The 22,840-nt window shown below is 41.5% G+C and carries 18 protein-coding genes and 1 pseudogene; 11 read left to right on the top strand and 8 right to left on the bottom strand.

Annotation, left to right across the window (positions count from 1 at the left end):
- Nucleotides 1-18: 18 nt before the first annotated feature.
- From HMPREF1528_RS02160 to HMPREF1528_RS02170, 3 genes are all read right to left on the bottom strand, one after another.
- Nucleotides 19-1,140 carry an Mrp/NBP35 family ATP-binding protein gene (locus tag HMPREF1528_RS02160; RefSeq protein ID WP_016478453.1) on the bottom strand — a complete coding sequence of 374 codons (1,122 nt, stop codon included), beginning with the start codon at nucleotides 1,138-1,140 and terminating at the stop codon, nucleotides 19-21.
- 457 nt (nucleotides 1,141-1,597) lie between these two features.
- Nucleotides 1,598-2,716, bottom strand: coding sequence for a peptide-methionine (R)-S-oxide reductase MsrB (gene msrB, locus HMPREF1528_RS02165; protein WP_016478454.1), 1,119 nt, complete (start codon nucleotides 2,714-2,716; stop codon nucleotides 1,598-1,600).
- Between the two features lie 630 nt (nucleotides 2,717-3,346).
- Nucleotides 3,347-6,190 carry a triple tyrosine motif-containing protein gene (locus HMPREF1528_RS02170; RefSeq protein WP_016478455.1) on the bottom strand — a complete coding sequence of 948 codons (2,844 nt, stop codon included), beginning with the start codon at nucleotides 6,188-6,190 and terminating at the stop codon, nucleotides 3,347-3,349.
- A gap of 1,092 nt (nucleotides 6,191-7,282) precedes the next feature.
- Here HMPREF1528_RS02170 and hutH point away from each other — a divergent pair.
- Together hutH and fabG are read left to right on the top strand one after the other, a co-directional pair.
- Nucleotides 7,283-8,791 carry a histidine ammonia-lyase gene (hutH, locus tag HMPREF1528_RS02175; protein ID WP_016478456.1) on the top strand — a complete coding sequence of 503 codons (1,509 nt, stop codon included), beginning with the start codon at nucleotides 7,283-7,285 and terminating at the stop codon, nucleotides 8,789-8,791.
- 66 nt (nucleotides 8,792-8,857) lie between these two features.
- The gene (gene fabG / locus HMPREF1528_RS02180; protein ID WP_002674825.1) at nucleotides 8,858-9,592 is read left to right on the top strand and encodes a 3-oxoacyl-ACP reductase FabG; all 735 of its coding nucleotides are present in this window, start codon (nucleotides 8,858-8,860) and stop codon (nucleotides 9,590-9,592) included.
- 194 nt (nucleotides 9,593-9,786) lie between these two features.
- Here fabG and HMPREF1528_RS02185 read toward each other — a convergent pair whose 3' ends face one another.
- From HMPREF1528_RS02185 to HMPREF1528_RS13050, 5 genes are all read right to left on the bottom strand, one after another.
- Entirely contained in the window at nucleotides 9,787-11,334 is a 1,548-nt protein-coding gene (locus tag HMPREF1528_RS02185; protein WP_009751511.1) for a DUF4301 family protein, read from the bottom strand.
- Between the two features lie 286 nt (nucleotides 11,335-11,620).
- Nucleotides 11,621-11,812: a hypothetical protein gene (locus tag HMPREF1528_RS02190; RefSeq protein WP_016478457.1), complete on the bottom strand. Its 192-nt coding sequence runs from the start codon at nucleotides 11,810-11,812 to the stop codon at nucleotides 11,621-11,623.
- A 143-nt stretch (nucleotides 11,813-11,955) separates the two neighbouring features.
- On the bottom strand, nucleotides 11,956-12,087 hold the full coding sequence (locus tag HMPREF1528_RS12085) for a hypothetical protein (RefSeq protein WP_016478458.1): 132 nt from the start codon (nucleotides 12,085-12,087) through the stop codon (nucleotides 11,956-11,958).
- 27 nt (nucleotides 12,088-12,114) lie between these two features.
- A complete protein-coding gene (locus HMPREF1528_RS13045) occupies nucleotides 12,115-12,237 on the bottom strand; it encodes a hypothetical protein (RefSeq protein WP_255348471.1) in 123 nt (40 codons plus the stop codon).
- Nucleotides 12,238-12,308: 71 nt separating this feature from the next.
- A complete protein-coding gene (locus HMPREF1528_RS13050) occupies nucleotides 12,309-12,434 on the bottom strand; it encodes a hypothetical protein (protein ID WP_015782257.1) in 126 nt (41 codons plus the stop codon).
- Between the two features lie 90 nt (nucleotides 12,435-12,524).
- Here HMPREF1528_RS13050 and HMPREF1528_RS02200 point away from each other — a divergent pair, with 90 nt between their 5' ends.
- The 9 genes and pseudogenes from HMPREF1528_RS02200 (at nucleotide 12,525) to HMPREF1528_RS02240 (ending at nucleotide 22,795) form a co-directional block, all read left to right on the top strand.
- Complete coding sequence (locus HMPREF1528_RS02200; protein WP_016478460.1) at nucleotides 12,525-12,707, top strand: hypothetical protein; 183 nt, start codon at nucleotides 12,525-12,527, stop codon at nucleotides 12,705-12,707.
- Between the two features lie 242 nt (nucleotides 12,708-12,949).
- Nucleotides 12,950-13,084, top strand: a pseudogene (locus HMPREF1528_RS12855) (phosphinothricin acetyltransferase); the annotation flags it as partial.
- A 373-nt stretch (nucleotides 13,085-13,457) separates the two neighbouring features.
- The gene (locus tag HMPREF1528_RS02210; RefSeq protein WP_016478462.1) at nucleotides 13,458-14,141 is read left to right on the top strand and encodes a hypothetical protein; all 684 of its coding nucleotides are present in this window, start codon (nucleotides 13,458-13,460) and stop codon (nucleotides 14,139-14,141) included.
- A gap of 33 nt (nucleotides 14,142-14,174) precedes the next feature.
- Nucleotides 14,175-15,029, top strand: a complete 855-nt coding sequence (locus HMPREF1528_RS02215; protein ID WP_016478463.1) for a prephenate dehydratase — start codon at nucleotides 14,175-14,177, stop codon at nucleotides 15,027-15,029.
- 124 nt (nucleotides 15,030-15,153) lie between these two features.
- Nucleotides 15,154-17,367 (top strand): S9 family peptidase, encoded by a 2,214-nt coding sequence (locus tag HMPREF1528_RS02220; protein ID WP_016478464.1) that lies wholly within the window; start codon nucleotides 15,154-15,156, stop codon nucleotides 17,365-17,367.
- Between the two features lie 25 nt (nucleotides 17,368-17,392).
- Nucleotides 17,393-18,823, top strand: coding sequence for a peptide MFS transporter (locus tag HMPREF1528_RS02225; protein WP_016478465.1), 1,431 nt, complete (start codon nucleotides 17,393-17,395; stop codon nucleotides 18,821-18,823).
- Nucleotides 18,824-19,611: 788 nt separating this feature from the next.
- Nucleotides 19,612-20,079, top strand: coding sequence for an IPExxxVDY family protein (locus HMPREF1528_RS02230; RefSeq protein ID WP_009419066.1), 468 nt, complete (start codon nucleotides 19,612-19,614; stop codon nucleotides 20,077-20,079).
- A complete protein-coding gene (gene pyk / locus HMPREF1528_RS02235; protein ID WP_009419067.1) occupies nucleotides 20,073-21,539 on the top strand; it encodes a pyruvate kinase in 1,467 nt (488 codons plus the stop codon). Before HMPREF1528_RS02230 ends, pyk begins: the two co-directional genes overlap by 7 nt.
- A 263-nt stretch (nucleotides 21,540-21,802) precedes the next feature.
- Nucleotides 21,803-22,795, top strand: coding sequence for a hypothetical protein (locus tag HMPREF1528_RS02240; protein WP_016478466.1), 993 nt, complete (start codon nucleotides 21,803-21,805; stop codon nucleotides 22,793-22,795).
- The last annotated feature ends 45 nt before the right edge of the window (nucleotides 22,796-22,840 follow it).

Genomic DNA, 22,840 nt, shown 5'->3' on the forward strand with positions numbered 1-22,840 from the left:
AACTCTTTTGGTTTCTTATTACTTACTACTGCACCCTGCCATATTGGTAATTTTGATAGCCTCAGAGGGTGGTAGGGTTTCGTTGCGAGCGACTACATTCTTCACCACTTCTTGCGCTAAGGAGTGGAAGGCTTTTACTTGCGGACTGCCTTCTTGCAACGCTATGGGTTGCCCTGTATCGCCTGCCTCACGAACGGCTTGTACTAAGGGTATTTCGCCTAAGAAAGGCACTTTTAGTTCTCCTGCCAAGTGTTTAGCTCCTTCTTTACCAAAGATATAATACTTGTTGTTTGGCAATTCCTCAGGGGTAAAGTAAGCCATATTTTCTACGATACCCAACACAGGCACATTGATATTTTCTTGTCCGAACATTGCTACCGCACGACGAGCATCGGCAAGAGCGACGGGCTGTGGAGTGCTCACTACTACTGCCCCTGTGATAGGTAAGGCTTGCATAATGCTTAGGTGAATGTCGCCTGTACCTGGGGGAAGGTCGATGAGGAGAAAATCTAATTCGCCCCAATAAGCCTCGAAAATGAGCTGGTTAAGGGCTTTGGCTGCCATAGGACCTCTCCATATCACTGCTTGATTGGCATTGGTAAAGAACCCAATTGAGAGTATTTTTACCCCGTAGTTTTCGATGGGCTGAATAAACGATTTATCCTCAATGGTTACTGAACGCGGACGCTCGGTGGCTACATCGAACATCATAGGGATAGAGGGACCATATACATCGGCATCGAGCACACCTACTTTGAAGCCCATTTTGGCAAGTGCTACTGCTAAGTTGGCTGTAACAGTACTCTTTCCTACGCCTCCTTTGCCTGAGGCAACGGCTATGATATTCTGAATACCTGGAATAGGTTTCCCTTTGATTTCAGTAACTTCGGGGGCGATTACTTTTACATTTACCACTACTTTGGCTTTCTCGTTTACTTCGCCGTGAATGGCTTTCATCACCTCTACTTCGGTGCGTTTTTTGGCTTGCAGACTGGGGTTGTTTATCACTACATCTACTACCACTTCATCACCAAAAACTACTATATTTTGTACAGCACCACTATCTACCATATTTTTTCCTTCACCAGGAGTGGTAATCTTGCGGAGCGCTTCTAATACGTCTTTTTTTTGAATAATCATCTTTTTAGTTATGAAAGCGAATCAAGGGTTGGATAAACTTACTGATTATAAACATCCCCCTGCCCCCTTCAAAGGGGGAAACGCGACGTAAAAGCAACAACGTGCTGTTAATCAATAATTATTATTTTTCAACTCTTGATTCATATTATGAGTTAAGAGTTAATAGTTAAAAGTTTTGCAAAGGTAGAACTTTAAAATGAGAAAAGCAAATTTAAAGAATTGTTTGTAGGGCGAAGAGGCGAAATTAAAGATAAGAGGAAGTATAGCTTGCGTTATAGAAATTAAACAAAAATCAGAATAAAATCAACACTGTGCCTTGTGAAATGGTTATAAGGCTTCAACTTTGCCAAAGGTGCGAGTCGCACAGGCAAAAACTTTGGCTAAGTGTATGATAAGTAAAAAGGGGAAGACCTAAAATAGTAGTCTTCCCCTTTCTTAGAATGAGAGTATTAATTTTCTATTTTTTAGTTTTTTTCTCTAAGAGGGGTATATATTTGCCATAACCTTCTTTTTCCATATCGTCTTTGGGGATAAAGCGCAATGAGGCACTGTTGATACAATAGCGCAAGCCTCCTTTATCCTTAGGTCCATCGTTAAAAACGTGACCGAGGTGTGCGTTGCCTAACTTACTGCGCACTTCGGTACGAGTCATATTATGAGATTTATCGGTTTTTTCTTCTATAAGTTTTTTATCAATAGGTTTAGAGAAACTTGGCCAGCCACAGCCTGATTCGAACTTATCGGTAGAGATAAAGAGGGGTTCGCCGGTGGTAATATCCACATAAATACCTTCTCGGAACTCATTGTAATAGGCATTGGCAAATGGGCGCTCGGTAGCGCTTTCTTGGGTAACGGCGTATTGCTCGGGGGTGAGTTGCTTACGAAGGTCGGCTTGAGAAGGTTTTTTAAAGCCTTTCTGTTTGACTGGATTGGCTTTGCGGGCTATTTCAAACAAGGCTGGTGAAATATGGCAATAGCCTTGCGGATTCTTATCTAAATACGCCTGATGATATTCTTCGGCTTTATAAAAGTTCTTTAAAGGGAGCACTTCTACTACTATGGGTTTACTGTATTGTGTGGCAAGTGTCGCAATAGCTTTGTCGATAAGCGGTTTTTCGGTTTCGTTTACGTAATAGATGCCTGTGCGGTATTGGGTGCCACGGTCGTTGCCTTGTTTGTTGAGAGAAGTGGGGTCGATGATTTTGAAATAGAGGTCGAGCAGTTGGTTGAGGTCGATGAGTTGAGGGTTGTAGGTTACTTTTACGGTTTCGGCAAAACCTGTATTGCCTGTACTTACTTGTTCGTAACTGGGGGCTTTGGAGAGTTTGCCATTGGCATAGCCTACTTCGGTGGCGAGTACTCCGCGAATTTGTTTAAAGAAGTGTTCGGTGCCCCAGAAGCAACCTCCTGCAAAATAGATGTCAGTAGATTTTGATTTGTTTGTTTTTTTCATTTCTGCTTGTTGATTAGTTGAATTTTCGTCGTTAGTGGTAAGTGAGGGTGTTCTTTGGCTATTGCCGTTAGCACACCCCATTGTGAAGACCGTTGTCATTAAAGTAAAAAAAAGGATTTTCATTAGTGATTAGTTTTTAATTAATTAGTTTATGAGTTTTTGTTTTGGTGTGTAACTTCAAAAATAATGCCAGATTAATTAGTAAATTAGTAAATTAGCAAATTAGCAAATGAGGAAATGAGGAAATGAGAGAATAAGGAAATTAGCAAATTGAGTGCGAGTTACAAGCTTGCACCATAGGAGATTAAACTTGCCAAAGGGGTGAGCCACACGGGTAAGAATTTTAGCAAAGTGTATACCCCTAAAAGTGATACCTCTGAGTTATCGAAAGGAAGTGGAAAAGTTCGGAAGAGAGTTGAGTGAGATTTTGATGAAAAAAGGCTGTGAGGAGGGTGGGGTTAGCTTATAGAGAGCTTATAGGAAGCTTATACGAATCTTGGACGATTGGTATAGGAAGGGTGTGTAAAAAATTGATTAATAGTATAATACAACAATGCCAAAAATGGTGAAAAGAGGGTTTCGAGACGAAAGAAAAAGAATCCTCACCCCGTCCCTCTCCCAAGGAGAGGGGGTGTAATGACGAGTGATGAATGAGGAATGACGAACGGAATGTAATGAAAATCTCTTGCTGGCTCGCTTCAAAAGGGGAATTAGTGACGGGAAAGATAAAGGAGAGGTGTGGAAAGGTGTTTTTTACTGGAATTTTACAAAAAAGTCGTACAGGTTATCGGTTTCGGAAAGGTTGAGTTTTTTGCGGATACGGTAACGGGCGGTTTCAACCCCACGAATGGATACACCTTGCATAGTGGCGATTTCTTTGGTTGTGTAATTAAGCCTTATCAGTACGCAAATACGCAAATCGGTGGTGGTGAGTGAAGGGAAACGCTCTTTGAGATTCTTGAAGAAGTTCTTGTGAATCATATCGAAGTTTTCTTGGAATACTGTCCATTGGTCTTCTTCTGAGATATTCTCTCGGATATGTTGCAAAATAAGATGACTTTTGGCTTTACTTACTTTCTGATTGTCCATTAGTTGTTCGAGCTCTACTATGAGATTGGTAAGGAACTCGTCGCGCCTGATGTTTAGCATAGTGGCTTCGGCAAGAGCCTTACTCTTGTACTCTAACTGGTTGGCGAGCATTTGGTTTTGGAGTTTAGTTACTTCCTGTTCGCGTGACTCGAGCAGGCGTTGGCGACGTATTCTTTCACGCAAGAAGGAACGCTCTTTTTTCTTCATTTTATAACGGAAGTAGATAGCTGTTGCTACAATACTTACCCCGATGAAGCTGACGAAATACAATATATAAGCCCAAAGGCTTTTATACCAAGGGGTGGTGATTTCAAACGGGAGAGAATAGAGGGAGAGCTCTTTGTTTAGTTCGTTGAGCACTTTTACCTTAAGCCTGTATTTACCAGGGGGGAGATTTTGATAGCTGATGCTAAAATCGGAGTCGGCTTGCGTCCACCGCTTGTCATACCCTTCTAAGACGTACCACAGTTGGTAATGTTCTTTACTAAAATTGGGATACTGAAATTGGAACACCAAATTGTTTTTGGCGTAAGGGAAAGAAGGATTGGCGGTAATTTCTTCCAAAAGATATTGGTTGGTATTGCGGTCGTAGGAGCGGAGGCTTTTTAGGCTGAGATTATAGGGGTAGGTGGTTTGAGGGGTGTTATCGGTATAACGGGCGATACTACCGTCTAAACAAAAGAAAGAAGCACCATCGGAGGAAACGAATACAGAGGCGCGGTCTTCGGTGGTGGGGTGTTGGAGCTCATCGAAAGCAATCTTTTCGGTTATTTTGTATTGACCATCGGCAAAGGAAACTAAAAAGTAATCGGTGGCAGTGATAAACCAGAACCGATTATCGTTTACGGGTACTATATTGCGGGTTTTAGTGAGCTGAGGGAGTTGTTCATTGAGGATAGTATAAGGTACAATTTCTTCTTTATCTTCGTTGTAGTAGTAGAATTGAGAGCCGTCGGCAAAGACTACTTTTCCACGTATTTTGAGGAGGCGAAGGGCTTCTTTGGTTTTAGGTTTACTGAACACTACTTTGTGCTTCACCTTTTTTAGGTCTTCGGTAAGTGAAAGTTTGCAGACGCCTTTATAGATGTGATTTGTCCAGATGTTGCCCATAGGGTCTATTTCGATGCGATAAGTAAGGTCGAAGAAGCCATCGACGATATGTGAGGGTTCCCACCTGCCAGCTTTGTCTCTCTTGTAAATAGTAAGTACAGAATACGAAGAGCCGACGAGTACCTCCTGACCGTGAATCATTCCCTTCTTTAAATCCATACCTCCGACGCCTACATTGCTGAGGGGACGTAATTGGTCACCTACGAGTTCGGAGACTCCTTTGTTATGTCCTACAAATAACTGGTGGTCGAACTGCTTTACGAACCACACTTGGCTTGAGAAGTTGGGCAGTTTGTTGAGTTTCCCGTTAGTAAGGGAAAAGACCCCTTTATTAGAGGCTAAGTAATAAGAGTTGCCTTGCTCAGCCATATCGCTGATGAGCTCTACATCGCCATTTAAATTTAAGAAGCGGAGTTTGCTAGGGATTTCAATCATAGCAATACCGTTGTCTAAGGCTACCCAGAGGTTGTGCTGGATATCTTCATAAAGCCCGAGTACGGTGTTATTGTTCAGTCCGTTTTTCTTCTGGATATGCCACAGGAGTTTACCTGTACTGACATTGATAGCATACAAACCTTCGGAAAGGCTTCCTAAGATGAGGTTACCTTCATCGGTAATGAGCGCACGGTTCAGCCTAATGGAGGGTAATAGAGCGTCGATATCGGTAGTGAACTTGCGCAACTGGTCGGTTTGAGGGTTGAAAAAGAACAAGCCGTTCTTGTCGGTTACCAGAAGGAGTTCTTTTTGATAGGGGATAGTAGCGATTACCAATCCTCCTAAGCTGTTAGTAGAGAGTTTTTGGTGGAGGCGATGTTGAGAGTCGATGGTATAAAAGTCCGCATTTACGCCTTGCATATAGAGGGTATTGCCGTCGGAGAACATTGCAAAAGGGGCGGGTTTAGGGTTGAAGGCGCGTACTTGGTTGCCGTCGAACACAAAATAGGAGGAGAAAGTTTGGAAGTAAATTTTATCTTGATGCTTGAATATGCGCCAGACTTCATCGTTGTGAAAGCGGTAATCTTTGAGTTGGTCTTTTAAAGAAGTGTAGACCAATTGGTTTTGAGCATTGCGCTGGAAGTAGCCAAACTCTTCGAAAGAGCCTACATAGACGCGCAGTTTGGAATCGTTATTATCGGCAAGAACAGAACGGGCTATTTTTTTCTGGGGCAGGTAGTGGAGTTGCCATACCTGTCCGTCGAAAGTAAGTAGCCCTTGGTTATTAGCCACGTAGAGGACGCCCGTTTTGCATTGGCTTATTTGCCAATTTTGCAAGCCTGCCTTGTATTGAGTTTGAGAGTAGTTATAGATAGGTGGGACAAAGGGCAAGTCCTGATTTTGGGCTGTTGTGGTGGGGAAATGCCCCAAAAGAATGATAAGTAAGATGATGAAGTGCTTCATATCTATCGCACAATAGTGAGCGACAAAGGTACGAAAAAAAAATTAAATAATGTGCATTGGATAGGTAAAAGATATGAGGGAAATTAGAAAATTAGAAAATTAGAAAATTAGAAAATGAGGAAATGAGAGAATAAAAGAAAAATCGATTAAAAAAATAAATAATTTAGGTGTGAGTAAAAAGTAGTGATAACTATTAGGATGAAAGACAAGGTTTGTCAGGAGGTAGAGCAGGGGTAAGATAAAGGTAGGGTAAACGATGAGTGGGTCTACAGTGGCTCTACAGTGGCTCTACAATGATGATTAATCAAATTATAATCGAAGATTAATTGAGTTTATAGTGCTACTATCTGCTAATATCATTGGCAACTGGTTAGATTTGTCGGACATAAAATAACTAACGTGAGTCCGATGTAAGAAAAGTGTAGCTTACGCTACAGGACTCTTACAATTCTTTACAAATCAAACAAATAGGCAACAAGTTGCCTTTAGACACATATTCTGCTATGCCAGCTCGCAAACTACACACAGATTACACGGATTGCACGGATAGTCTTTCAATTGACAATTGACAAATGTGATGCGCACGGATTGGCAACTTCGTTGCTGGATTTCACGGATTATAATACAAATACAATTGTAAATCAGTATTGTATATATTGAATAGATATTATAGTCAAACAAAAATAGATTACGACTCAATAGGCTTGTTTTTAGAGGGCGATTTGCAAATCGCTCCCTACAATATACTGAAAAAAGCGACTGATTATCAGTGTATCAAATTTACTAAGGGTCGTAGTACGACGAGGTGAGAGCTACACGAGCAGTTGGAAAATTAGAGAATTAGAAAATGAGGGTGTGTAGTTAATCGGAGTTCTCAGAAAATCTCGGAGAGGCTCAGGACATCACTGATAACTAAAAACTAAGTACTAAATTTTGCTAATTTACAAATTAGTTATTATCTTTGTCGCCAGATTCCTAATGGAGTGATTGCCTTAATAGGGCGAATTGCCTCACATACTCAGCTGTGCCAGCTCGCTGACTTTGCTCCTACGACTTAACACAAAACTTGATTTATATTAATAACTAAAAACAATGAAAACATTACGTACTTACAGCGATTTTAAAGATATCGTTTTTGATAAGAAAGAAGTGGCTATTAGCAAAGAAGCTAAAGCCCTCATTGAAGAGAGTTACGCTTTCTTAAAAGACTTTGCAGAGAACAAAATCATTTATGGCGTGAATACGGGCTTTGGACCGATGGCGCAATATCGCATTGAAAAAGAAGACCAATTGCAGTTGCAATACAACCTTATCCGCAGTCATAGTTCGGGCTTAGGGGAGGTGTTTGATGAAGAAACCGTGCGTGCAGCTATATTGTGTAGACTTACGAGCTTGTCGTTAGGCAAATCGGGGGTGCATATAGAGGCAATTGAACTGATGCGCGACCTATTGAACTACCGCATTACCCCGCTTATCTTCAAACACGGAGGCGTGGGAGCTAGTGGCGACCTTGTGCAGTTAGCCCATCTCGCCTTAGTGCTCATAGGCGAAGGAGAAGTGTTCTACAAAGGCGTGCGCAGACCTACGGCGGAAGTATTTGCCGAAGTGGGGCTCAAACCGTTACAAATACATTTGCGCGAAGGACTTTCGCTGATGAACGGCACGTCGGTAATGACGGGCTTGGCAGGGGTGAATGTATATTACGCACAAAAGCTATTGGATTGGACAGTGAAGTTCACAACGGCTATCAACGAGCTAGTACAGACTTATGACGACCATTTTTCATCTGAATTAAACAACGCCAAACAACATACTGGGCAAAAAGAAATCGCCCGAATGATGCGCGACTTCTTGCACGACAGCAAGCGCACCCGCAAACGTGCAGAACATCTTTACAAAGGGCAGCACAACGAAACTGTATTTAAAGAAAAGGTACAAGAATACTACTCCTTACGCTGTGTGCCACAGATACTCGGGGCTGTATACGACACCATTGCGCATACTGAGCGCATCGTAGAAGAGGAACTGAACTCGGCTAACGACAACCCAATAGTAGATGTGCCTACCCAGCAGGTATATCACGGGGGTAACTTCCACGGCGATTATATATCCCTTGAAATGGACAAGCTTAAACTGGTAGTTACCCGTATGACAATGCTTGCTGAGCGACAACTCAACTACCTATTGAACCCTAAAATCAACGAGCTTTTACCGCCGTTTGTGAATGCGGGTAAGTTGGGCTTTAACTTCGGTATGCAAGGGGTACAGTTTACCGCTACTTCTACCACTGCCGAAAACCAAACCCTTTCTACCTCGATGTATGTGCATAGTATCCCGAACAACAACGACAATCAGGACATTGTGAGTATGGGTACCAATGCCGCAACGCTCACCCGCAAGGTGATAGAGAACGCTTTTCAGGTGCTTGCTATTGAGGCTATCACCATTGCGCAGGCTATCGATATCTTGGGCTGTTATGACGAGCTTTCGAGCACTACGCAAAGATGGTACAAACAAATAAGAGAGATTATTCCGTTCTTTAAGGAAGATTTGGTGTTTTATACTTACTTGAAGGAAACTACATCGTGGTTGAAGAAATAGAACAATCTGACTTATCGGACTAATGATAGAAAACAAAAAAAGAAGTAAAACTAAATAAAAAAACAAATGAGAAAGTATGCTATTATTACAGGAGGTTCGCGAGGTATAGGGCGCGCTATATGCGAAAAGCTTGCACAAGACACCGATTATCATTTACTCATTGCTTACCAAAGCAATGAGGTAGCTGCACTTGAAACCCTCAATCACATCAAGAAATTAGGGCGTGAAGGAGAGATTATACGCTTTGACGTATCTGACCACCAAAGTACTACCGAAGCCCTTACCAAATGGCAACACGACAATAAAGATGCCGTAGTAGAGGTGATTGTGAACAACGCAGGTATTAACCGCGATGGACTCTTTATGTGGATGCCCCAAGAGGATTGGAGCAAGGTGATTTCCACTACTCTCGACGGCTTCTACAATGTTACTAATTTCTTTATCCAAAAGATGCTACGCCATCGTTATGGACGTATTATCAACATCTCGTCGGTATCGGGAGTGAAGGGAACCGCAGGGCAAACCAACTATTCGGCTGCCAAAGGAGCGATTATTGCGGCTACCAAAGCCTTGGCGCAAGAAGTAGCCAAAAGACACATCACCGTGAATGCCATTGCTCCTGGGTTTATACGCACTGATATGACCTCTTCGCTCAACGAAGAAGATCTCGTGAAACTTATACCGGTAGGTCGTTTTGGGGAAGCCGAAGAAGTAGCTGACCTCGTATCGTTTTTGGTATCTAAAAAAGCTTCGTATATCACCGGAGAAGTGATTAATATCAACGGGGGAGTGTATAGTTAGGTAAAAGGTAAAAGATAAAAGGTAAAGCCTGTGAGGGTTCACAGCTGGGTATGTGAGTAAAAGATAAAACCAGTGAGGGTTCACAGCTGGGTATGTGAATAAAAGATAAAAGGTATTGCATAAGAAGCGTTGGCAAAGGTCGTAGCACGACCTTTGCCAACGCTTTCTTAATAATATCAATTGTTAATAAAGAATTATCCTTGGTGAGTTTTCTTCAATAAATCGTTTACTACTTTTACGGGGTTGAAGGTGATGATAGGTACTTCTACGAATAGGGTAATCCAGTGAGCCATTGAGCCGTTCCACAAACCGGGGAGTTCCAATGCTTTTAGCGGTCTGCCCATAAAGGTTTTGGAGGTTATAAAGGCTTGGTTAGGATCTACGTACTGTTGTAAATCGAATTTCTCGCCTTTGTAGTTCTTCGTGCCACAAACCAAATCTACGGGGTTAAAGTGAGTAGATTGCTGGAAAATTTCCTTTTGCTTGGCATCTGCCATATTCACCTGTGCAGATTCGATGATTTGTAAACTATAACCTTCACCATCTTTCACCCAGAAAGGACCTCCACCGGGTTCTCCTTCGTTCTTCACCATTCCGCATACGCGTATAGGGCGATTCAGTTGCTCTTTGATAAACTCCATAGCATATTGACGGCGGAATTTATAGAGATAATCGGGAACAGAGATATTAATTTCTTTGAGGAAATCGAGGATATGCTTAATCTCTTTCTTCTTAATCTTATCATTATCTATACGATGTAGGATTTTAAACACTTCGTCTTGTACTTCACATAGTTTTCCGGCGAGCGCTTCTTTGTAAAACACGGTCTCATCGGTATACTTTTTCACTACCACATTATCTATATTCTTGATGAAGATGATGTCGGCATCGATATCGTTGAGGTTGCTGAGTAGCGCTCCGTGCCCCGCAGGGCGAAAGACTAAATTACCTTCTTCGTCGCGGAAAAACTCATTATCTTCGGTTACCGAAATTGTATCAGTACTTGGTTTTTGGTAAGAGAAAGTTACGTCGAAAGTAATGTTATATCGTTCTTCGAGTATAGGTTTGATATGGTTGAGTTCCTTATAAAAAGCTTCGGTATGCTGCTCGGTGATGGTGAAGTGTAGGTGTGCTTCTTCTTCATCGGAGGCATAAAGTACTGCTTCGCGGAAGTGCTCTTCAAAAGGAGTGGCGATTTTCTCGGAATGCTTATGGAAAGGTAGTAATCCCTTAGGCATATTGCCATAGCCCAACCCTTCTTCATTGAGAAGCGTATTGACGATGATGTGTTTTTGGATATCTTCGTTTAGTGAGGAAAAGTCGGGGTGATTTTTATCAATAGCAGCTTTTAAGATAGGATAAAAGGCAAAGCGTTCGAGACCTTCGAAGAAGGTTTTAACTTCTTTGTTACCTGTTCTATTGACATAAGCTATAAATGACTCACGATCGGGTTCGAAATCGTCTCGGAAAGCGAAAAGAGCTTTAAACATACGGGTAGCCGCACCAGAGGCAGGAACGAATTTGAGGATAGTGTTACCGCGCTTTCGTTTTTGGTAAATAGCAGCGTACTTGGCGGCTTCTTCTTTGCTGAGCGGAATAATACCATCGTCTATCACAGCGGCTTTATACAGTTGTATAGGAGGAATTCCTTGTTTGAATTGCGCTATTTGGGCATCGAGTATTTCTTCGGAGATCCCTTTTTTAATGAGCAATTGGCGGTCTTTTTCTGTTAATTCATTCATAATATAATAGTTTCGTTTAACATTCTAAAACTTACGATTGTTTTAGAGGACAAAGATATAAACAAAAAAAGATAAAAGCAAATAAAAAGCAAAAAAAGTTTTTGGAAGATAAAAGATAAAATTTATGACAGCTGAGTATGTGGCAAATTAGAGAATTAGAGAATGAGAAAATTAGGAAATTAGGAAATGAGAGAATGAGGAAATGAGAGAATGAAGAAATGGAGCGTGAGCTTGTAGCTCACGCTGACGAAGGGACTCGGAGGAGCGAGCTATACGAGCATTCTTATTATTTAGTTTTTGAAATCATAGATTCTTCTGTAGCTATATCGGCTTTTGCGCGGTCTCTTCCTATTTGAAAGCCTATGGTAAGGAGTATTGCTATCGCCCAAATAATAGAAAGTAACAAGCGCCTTTCTTTATTTTTCTCGCGATAAGCACTGGCTAAAAAGATACATAAAAATACAATAGCTAACCACATAATATAAGGATTTAATGAGAGATATAATACAAAAATTCGCCTGTAGCTTTTCCTAATCTATAAATAAAAAATATAGACAAGATAACAGCTACAAGGGTTAGTCTTTTGTCACTGAGAATAAGGCGACGGACTGAGGTAAAAAATCATAAGTCTTTCTGGATATTCCCTACAAATTCTCCTAAGGTATAAAATACGCCATATAAGAACCACCATAGTAGAATGGCTAAGAATATCATTTTGGGTATGGATACTGTTTCTGATTCTTTTGTTTTCATATTACAAACGAGTATTAATGTTAATAACTATTGTCCGAACAATCCTTCAAGGAACCCTTGTTTGGCGGAAATCCAGTTGTTGTACAGATAGGCGATTGCCATTAGTATTAGGAAAGCACCTATAATTCGGTTTGGTTTTGATTTTTTCATATGCTTATTATTAAAATGCGAATTAAGGGAAATGTTGGGAGGGTCATCACATACAGGCATTATAAAAATCATCAGCGTTGTTTACCTGTTTCATACCCCTCATAAAAAGAGTTTAATAGACTGTCGATGTCTTGTGCTAAGAGAGCAACTAAAAGAGCTATAACTATTACAATTAAGATTTTTGTACGTGTTTTCATAACGTATGTGATTAAAATTCGGTACAAAGGTAGTGAATTATTATTTATAAAACAAAAATAATGATGCCAATAATACTAAAAATGTCAATAATGCCAGAAATACTGATAATGCCAAAAATGCCAGAAATGCCAGAAATACTGATAATTAACTTTGCCAAAGTTTCAAACTTTGGCAAAGTGTGTACCCCTAAAAGTGATATACCTGAGCTATCGAAAGGAAACGGAAAGGCACGAAAGAAGAAAGGGAGAGATTTTGATGAAAAAAGGGTGTAAGGAGGGTGGGGTTAGCTTATAGAGAGCTTATAGGAAGCTTATACGAATCTTGGACGATTGGTATAGGGAGGGTGTATAAGTAGTTGAATCATAGTATAATACAACGAGTGTAAAAATGGCAAAAAGAGGGTTTCGAGGCGAAAGAAAGAGGAAGAGGCACTAGGCCTTAGGCAATAGGCGCTAGGAGGGAGTATGACGGAAAATCAAAAGAAACCTCCCCCTACCCCCCTCAATGAGGGGGAATGTGGCGAGTCATTTATTCGGTGAGCCCCCGAACCCCCGAAGGGGGACAAGCTGGAAAAGGAGACAAACCTCCTTCCTTACACATATTCCGCTCTCGCGGGGCACATACCCAGCTATTGCTGGCTACCTTCAAAGAGAGAGAATTAGGGACGAAAAAAATAATGAAACATCCCCCTAGCCCCCTTCAAAGGGGGAATGTAGTGACGGGGAAGCGAAAGAAACCTCCTCCCTTACACATACTTCGCTCTCGCGGGGCACATACCTAGCTATTGCTGGCTATCTTCAAAAGAGGAATGTGGTGACGAAAAAGGGAAGAAATGACGAGGGACGAATGACGAGAGGATATCTGTGAGGAAGCGTTTTCGTAGAAAAAAGAACTATGTAAATAGGGATTGTGTAGGATATATAACGAATGTAAGAACTTACAGTGCTGGGGGTGAGAAAATATTTATGGGTAAATTGCTAATTGATAATTATTTTCTATCTTTGCCGAAAATTTACCCATTTATGAATGTAAGATTTACTATACTCACTACCACAATGTTTGCCTTAATGGCTTGTAATAACAGGCAACAGGAAATAGCTGTTGCCGAAGATGCTCTTGCTAACACTCAAAAAGCTGAGGAAGCACGCGATAAGAGCAACGAAAAAAATCCGTTTGGTGCGGGTGGGGCGAATTTTTCTAACAACGTATCGCTACCAACTACACAGCAAGGAGTAAAGCTCAATCCGCCTCACGGAGAGCCAGGACACCGTTGTGATATAGCCGTGGGGGCTCCGCTACCCAACGACGGCAATGTGATAGCCCAAACGCAAACACAAGCACAGCCTGTGAGCAGTGCCGATGCTAAGCCCGTAGTTTCGGGAGGTATGCCACAAGTGCAACAGGTGCAGGTGGCACAACCTCAGACACAGCAAGGGGTGGCGACGAAGGGACAGAAACTGAATCCGCCTCACGGGCAACCAGGGCACCGTTGTGATATACCGGTGGGCGCTCCGCTGAACAGTAAGCCTGTGAAACAGCAAGCACCAGCTACGCCTAAAACGGTAGAGCAACAAATAGTTATCGACCCCAAAATGGCACAACAGCACACGGGGACTACTGAACCGGGCTTTTCGGGGAAGCCTAATCCGCCTCACGGGCAACCGGGACACCGCTGTGATATAGCAGTAGGAGCGATATTGCCATAGAAAGAAGCGCAAGGGGTGATTTTTAATATGTAAATGAGTGAAAAAATAGCAATACAGGGTATCAAAGGTTCGTTTCACTATCAGACGGCTGAGAGTTACTTTGGCAAAGACATAGAGGTGCTGGAATGTCGTACTTTTGATGCGGTAGTGAAAGCACTGTTGAAAGGCGATGCTGACTGGGGCGTGATGGCTATTGAGAATAGCATTGCAGGAGCAATATTACCTAATTATGCGCTTATAGACCGCCATAACCTGCATATTACAGGGGAGCAGTATATGAACATACAGCACCACTTGATGGCGCTAGAAGGGCAACGCTTGGAGGATATTACTGAGGTGCATTCGCACTATATGGCACTGTTGCAGTGTAAGGATTTCTTTCACGATTATCCTGATATACGACTGGTGGAATCTCCTGATACAGCTGAGGCAGCACGACAGATACACTTGCAACAACTCAAAGGGGTGGCGGCTATTGCTTCGGCATCGGCTTCTGAGCTCTACGGCTTGCCTATTATTGCGGAAAGCATACAAACCATTAAGCGTAATGCTACCCGCTTTGTGGTACTCAGAACTACTGATGCACACCTACCCAAAAGAGATATCAATAAGGCGACGCTTAAATTCCAGGTGTATGACAAGAGCGGTAGCTTGGCAACGGTGCTGAACGTGTTACGCGATTACGATATGAATATGACTAAAATACAGTCGTTGCCTGTAATAGAGACTCCTTGGAAATACGCATTCTTTGTAGATGTGGTGTTTGATAGTTATGCCCGATACCAGCAAGCGATGCAACTTTTGGATATTATGACAGAAGAGCTAAAAGTATTAGGGGAATATGAAAATCGGTTGAATAGTGAGAGCTATTCAAAATCAATCATATAGAAAATAAATATAAAAAAACAGATTAAAAGATAGCTTCTATATCAAAAATATTGACTAATATTGACCGCGAAATTAATAATCAATGGTTAGAGGTTAATGATAAATGACAAAAGACTAATTAGAAATGGCGAATTATGAATTACAAAAGGTGGCTGTATTTAGACGCAATAGAGTGCACCAATACTTACATACCCAGCTTTTGTTGGCTTTATTTCTTAGCTTTTACTTGTTATCTGCACAGTCTATTTCTTTAGAGAATATCTGGACGCAACACGCTTTTTACCCCGAACGTATGTACAACTTGAAGGCACTGAAGAAAACCCCGCAATATACAGTGCTCGAATATAACCGTGACAAACACATTCAGGAAATTAACCTTTACGACTTTGCAACACTCAGCAAAGTACAAACACTCTTTGAAACTAATGAAAGGGTGAATAGGATTGAGAGCTATGAGTTTTCTCCCGATGAGAAAAAACTCCTCATCGCTACCCGAAAAGAAGATATCTACCGACATTCGTTTATAGCCGGTTATTTTCTGTACGACCTCGCTTCTGGCAACCTTAAAAAAGTGAGCGACAAGCGCATACAAGTCCCCTCTTTTTCGCCTAATGGTAAGCAATTGGCTTTTGTATACGAAAACAACTTGTATTTATACGACCTTACGACGGGTGCGGAAACCCAAATCACTACTGACGGACAGAAGAACGCTATCATTAACGGTACTGCTGATTGGGTGTATGAAGAAGAGTTTGGGATTGTGCGATTGTTTGCTTGGAATGCTGATGGTACACAATTAGCATTTATACGTTCGGATGAGCGCAAAGTACCTGAGTTTTCAATGGACATCTACGGTTACGACCTTTATCCTACACCTTATACTTTCAAATATCCCAAAGCAGGGGAAGCTAATTCGGCGGTGAGTTTGCATATCTATACTGTGGCTGATAAATCGGTGGCTGAAATACCCTTGAAAGCCTATTATATACCACGTTTGCAATGGACAAACGACCCTCATAAGCTGACGGTACAAACTCTCAATCGCCACCAAAACGATTGGCAACTTTTACAAGTGGATAGCCAGACGAAGGCGACGACTTCCTTAGTGAAGGAAACCAGCACGACTTATGTAAGCATCAACAAGGAGATACTATTTTTACCCGATAATAGTTTTATTTATCAATCGGAGAAAGATGGAAATAACCATTTTTACTACTGCAATGCCAAAGGAAAATTAGTACGCCAGCTCACGCGTGGTAACTGGGAAGTAACCGATTGCTATGGTTATGATCCTAAAACCCAACAGTTGTTCTACCAATCTACCCAGACGGGCTCTACCCGCCGAGGGCTCTATGCGGTAAACCTCAAAGGCAAAGCTCCTCGCGCACTTTCTACTGAGGCAGGAACAAACAAAGGCACATTCAGTGGGGATTTTTCTATGTATATCCACGCTTTTGCCAATGCCACTACGCCTCCACGCTATACGTTAAACGATACCAAAAGTGGAAAGCAACTCAAAGAAATCGTTACCAATGCCGAATACGCCCAACGATTGAAAGCCTATAATTTGCCCGAAAAAGAGTTTATGGAACTGAAAACTGCTAAGGGTACTTTCAACGCTTATATGCTCAAACCTAAGGATTTCGACCCTAAAAAGCAATATCCGCTCTTGATGTACCAATACTCAGGACCAGGCTCACAAGAGGTAGCCGACCAGTGGTGGGATATGAACGACTTTTGGCACGCAATGCTCACCCAAAAAGGTTATATAGTGCTATGTGTAGACGGCAGAGGCACAGGTTACAAAGGAGCAGATTTTAAGAAATGTACCTATCAGCAATTAGGGAAATACGAAGTTGAAGACCAAGCCGATGTTGCTCAGCTCGTAGGGGCTTATCCTTATATAGATAAGAGCAGAATAGGTATTTGGGGTTGGAGTTTTGGCGGATTTATGTCGTCTAACTGTTTGTTTCAAAAAGGCGATATATTCAAGATGGCGATAGCAGTAGCCCCTGTTACCAATTGGCGTTTTTACGATACTATTTACACCGAGCGTTTTATGCGCACCCCCCAAGAGAACGCCAAGGGTTACGACGAAAATTCACCGTTGTTTCACGCTGCCAAACTCAAAGGTAAATACTTGCTCATTCACGGTAGTGCCGACGACAATGTACACGTGCAAAACGCAATGGTGCTCATCAATACCTTGGTGAGTTTGCAAAAAGATTTTGATTGGTTAATTTACCCCGATAAGAATCACGGTATTTACGACAACACAGGTAGCACACGCTATCAGTTATATACAAAAATGACGAATTTTATCATAGAAAATTTATAAACAAACTTTTTAATTTATTAAATAAATGGATACAAACGTAGAAAATGCGAAAAAGAAGCACCCTAAGGGGCTTTATTTGGTGTTCCTAACAGGTATGTGGGAGCGTTTCAGTTACTATGGAATGCGTGGTATTTTGATGTTATACCTCACCAAAACTTTCTTAGAAGGAGGCCTTGCCTTTGACAAAAGTACAGCGAGTCTTATTTATGGCTTTGCTACAGGACTTACCTATTTCACTCCACTGATTGGCGGTTGGATAGCCGATAACTTTTTAGGACAACGCAGGGCAGTATTGTTAGGGGGGCTCATAATGTTCTTCGGTGAGTTCGTATTATTTGCTTTGGATCGTCAGACCTTTTTTCCTAATATATACCCGCACTTAGGAATTTATTTAGGGCTTTTCTTGCTTATTATTGGTAATGGGTTCTTCAAACCAAATATCTCTGCCCTTGTAGGGGGATTGTACGAACCTGGTGATAAACGTTTAGACTCGGCTTTCTCGATTTTCTATATGGGTATTAACTTAGGAGCTTTCTTAGCACCACTCATTACTGGATTTCTTACTGATAATATTTTCGCCAAAAATGTTATTAATCCAGAAACAGGACAAATAATAATGTCTTACGGTTATAGATATGGATTCTTGGCAGCTGCTATCGGTATGCTTATAGGAGAGTTGATATTTATTTTCTTTGCACAGAAATACTTAGGCGACCTTGGATTGCAACCAAAAGGTGGTAAGAAAAAAGTACAAGAACTTTCGGAAGCCGAAGTGCAAAAACCACTTACCAAAGAAGAAAAAGAACGCATTGCTGTTATCTTTATTTATTTCTTCTTTGCAATCTTCTTTTTTGCAGGATTTGAGCAAGCGGGCTCTTCGCTTACCCTTTATACCGATAACTATATCAACAGGACGGTGATGGGCTTTGAAATTCCTACTGCTTGGTTCCAATCAGTAAACCCATTGTTCATTGTATTATTAGCACCGGTATTTGCATCGTTTTGGGGTACTAAAATGGGACAACGTCTCACTACTCCGTTTAAAATGGGAATGGGAATGATACTCTTAGGGGTAGGGTTCTTCTTTATGCTTGGTGCTGTTTACGAGCGCGGTGGCTCCATAGGGGTAGACCCTAAAGATATAGCAGTGAAAGCGAGCTTGGCTTGGTTGGTGCTTACTTACCTTACTCATACCATTGGTGAGTTGTGCTTATCACCCGTAGGACTTTCTACGGTTACAAAACTTTCACCTCCGCGTTTAGCAGGACTTATGATGGGTGTTTGGATGATGGCTGCTTTCTTCGCCAATGCAGCAGGAGGAGTGATTGCTTCTTACGTAGAGAAACTTGGGGCAAGCGTAGTATTTGCTGCGGTTTCAGGATTTGTAATCCTCTGCGGTTTAGGAATGATACTCCTTAACAAGAAACTTCAAGCGATGATGCACGGAGTAAAATAGTGCGAGCGTGTGAGCCACACAGGCGCGTACGAACCGTATAAGTTATATAATAAAGGCTGTCCTATTTTAGGATAGCCTTTTTGTTATATATATTCTTGGATTTGTTAAGTAGAGAGTTATAGCACGACGGGTGGAGTGAGCCACACAGGCGGGGAAAAATTAGCAAATTAGAAAATGAGAGAATGAGGAAATGAAGATTGTCAGTTTATTCAACTTTGCCAAAGTTTCAAACTTTGGCAAAGTTTGAGATAAAAAAGCGATGTGTTGGGTCTGTTAGAAGCATTCGGAAGATATCGGAAAAGAACGGAAGAAGGGAGGGAGGATTTTTGATGAAAAAAGGGTGTAAGAAGGGTGTGGTTAGCTTATAGAGAGCTTATAGGAAGCTTATACGAATCTTGGACGATTGGTATAGAAAGGGTGTGTAAGTAGTTGGTAGTGAATGGTTGAAGGAGAAGGGTTAGGAGGTGATAAACGAGAAGAAAAACGAAGATAAAACAAAGTTTAGTGAGATGTATCTTAAAAATTGTTTTTTGGTATTGTGTGTTATTTTTGTATTTTTGCACCGAAATAAAAGAAGAAGCTACGAGCTTATAGTATCTGAGAGACAAAGCATATCGTTTTATCAAGGAGAGTTGAGCCTAACGCTCCTGAGATGATGGAGTATAGAGGGATAGGGTTTAGCTTTGGAGTGCGGTTTTGATAGTAGAAGAAGCTATCGTGTTAAAATTATCAATGGTTAATTGCTAATTGTGAATTGTTTTGTATCTTTGCACCCGAAATGAGTGGTTATGGCAAAACTGAAGCTATCGACAGAGTTTTTTTGCGATTATAAACTTATCGCTCTTCACACCCATTTGGAAGACTATCAGCTGGCGTATTTTTTAAATAAAACGCTACATTTGCAGTTGGCTAAGACAAAAGGAAAGGCTTGTTTGACGATGCCTTCGGGAGAACAGTTTTCTTATTATACTTGGGACGACACCTCTACGGATATTACTTGGCATTGTATAGCTAACAAACTGCAAGATACACAAGCTCCTACCGCTGTGGTTACCCTTTTTGAAGAACTGCCACAGGTGCAATATTTGGTTGAGAACGAAAAGAAGGTGGATTACTTTTTGAAGATAGATACTGAAGGGCGGCTGGATATACCGAAAATTTTAAATCGGCTTCGTGAAGTGCCTGCCACTACCGCACGAGAAATAGCAATTGATACCCTAGATAAAAAATATAAATTGATTTTTCAAGAATGTTAAATACAAAGAAAACAAAGATTGTAGCGACCTTAGGTCCAGCGACCGAGAGTCCTGAGGTGATAAGAGATATGATGGTTGCAGGGGTAAATGTATTCCGCATCAACTTCTCGCACGCCGATTACGACGATGTGCGCAACCGCGTGCAAATGATTCGCCAAATCAACGAAGAAAACGGCTTTCATACAGCTATCCTCGCTGACCTACAAGGTCCTAAATTGCGAGTGGGGGTAATGGAAGACGACGCTACGGTATACCCAGGTGACCGAGTTACTTTTGTTACCGGAGAGCCCTTCGTAGGAACTAAAGAGCGCGTATATATGAACTACAAAGCTTTCCCAATGGACGTGAACCCAGGAGAGCGCATCTTATTAGACGATGGGAAGCTCATCTTTGAAGTAGAATCCACCAACCGTGAAGACGAGGTAGTAGCGGTAGTAGTGCAAGGCGGTCCGCTGAAATCTAAAAAGGGCGTGAACTTGCCTAACACCAAAATATCACTCCCTGCGCTTACCGAAAAAGACGTGCGTGATGCCCTTTTTGCTATCACACAAGACGTAGACTGGTTTGCGCTATCGTTTGTGCGTCACCCTGAAGACATTCAGGATTTAAAAGACCTCATCAAAGAGAATGCAGGTCACGAAATTCCTATCATTGCCAAGATAGAAAAGCCAGAAGCCTTGGTGAATATTGATAAGATTATGGCAGCTTGTAATGGGATTATGGTTGCCCGTGGTGACCTTGGGGTAGAAATCCCAGCGGAAGAAGTACCTCTTATCCAAAAAGAATTGGTGCGCAAAGCTAAATCACACCACATTCCGGTAATCATCGCTACCCAAATGATGGAAAGTATGATTTCCAGCTTGACACCTACCCGTGCTGAGGTAAACGACGTAGGAAACTCGGTAATGGACGGTGCTGATGCGGTAATGCTTTCAGGCGAAACTTCGGTAGGAAAATACCCTGTACAAGTAATCCAACAAATGACTCGCATCATCAAGAGTGTAGAGGATTCGAATTTGATACAAGTGCCACTTGTTACACCTTTTATCCGTTCGTTGCGCTATGTAACTAACACTATCTGTTTTCACGCAGCCAAGATGGCGAACGACACCAATGCCAAAGTAATTACTTCACTTACAAACAGTGGGTATGCTGCTTTCCGCATTTCGTCGTACCGACCTAATTCGCACATTCTCATCTTTACTGCCAACAAGCGTATCCTCACCCAGTTGAACCTCTTGTGGGGGGTAACTACTTTCTACTACGACCGCTTTGTCTCTACTGATGAGCTTATTGAAGACATTAACCACATTGCCAACGAAAAAGGCTACGTGGATATGGGTGATATAATGATAAGTCTCGTATCGATGCCTATGCAAGGCAAGGGAATGGTAAACACTTTGCGCGTATCGGAAATCGACTCGTGTGCGGTGAATTTTGAGAAGAAAAAGAAGAAATAATTTTAGAGGGTTAATATTTGAGAAAGGTCGTTTGGCAAGCTGCTGAACGACTTTTCTTATTATTGGTTGCAGTACGACAGGTGGTTACCTGTGCGAGCTGGACTGGTTATAGGAGGCTGAAGGCTGACAACTAATTGTTAAATTGATAAATTTGCTTTATCTTTGCACCCAAAGAAGAACAGATATGCAGTTTTTTGGTGTGGGATAATAGCCGATTTGGACAATAATCTAAGAGCTAAAACTAACAACTAATAACAAATACTATGATAAAGAAAATATTCATTTTTACGAGTCTGCTATTAGCAATGGCTTGTAGCGACAAAAAAGAGAAAGAAATAGCAGCAATTCCGATGGACTTTGATTGGATACGTCTTGATTCGCTCTTTATGAAAACTCCCGACGCAAAAATGGGTGAGTTAAGTGCACAGTATCCTTATTTTTTCACTCAGAGCGTTACTCCCGAAGAGTGGTGTGAGATACGAAAGGGTTCTATCTTCCCTGATATTCCTGCTTTTGCGAATCTACATTATGCCGATTTGTACGGAGAAATTGAAAAGAGTGTAGGTACACTTTCTGCTGAAAAGAAAGAGATTAAGAACTTGTTTCAGCATATTAAGTACTATTTCCCCAAGTTTGAGCCACCTAAGGTAGTAATGCTCATCAGTAGGGTAGCTTATGAAACCCGAGTGATTTATGCCGATAGTCTCTTACTTATCGGTACAGATAATTACTTAGGAACTCAACACAAATACTACCAAGATATGGATAAGTACATCAGGGCTGATTTAGACAAGAAAAACCTTGTGATAGATGTAGCTGATGCTTTTGCCGATAAACTCGTACCTCGTGGCATACACCTCACTTTCTTGGACAATATGATTTACGAGGGCAAAAAGCTCTATCTAGAAAGTGAGCTATTACCCAAAAAAACACCCGCTGACCTTTTGCGGTATGATGCAAAGAAGTACGCTTGGGCTGAGGCAAACGAAGCTGAGATATGGCGTTATTTTATAGAAAAAGAATTGCTGTATCAAACAGATAAGAAACTGCTCACCCGCTTTTTGTATCCAGCCCCCTTCTCCAAGTTTTACTTAGAATTAGACAATGAATCACCAGGACAAATAGGTAGATTTATAGGGTTGCGCATAGTACAAGCCTATGCCAAAAATCACAAAGAGGAATCTATGTTGAAAATCTTAGCAATGAAACCTGATGAGCTCTTTAAGCAATCACTCTATAAACCTGATAAGAATTAAAAGCGAGTTACACACGCAATTTAATTTAAAAATTAGCAGATTAGT

The organism is Capnocytophaga sp. oral taxon 336 str. F0502 (assembly GCF_000411575.1).
GTDB classification, from domain to species: domain Bacteria; phylum Bacteroidota; class Bacteroidia; order Flavobacteriales; family Flavobacteriaceae; genus Capnocytophaga; species Capnocytophaga ochracea.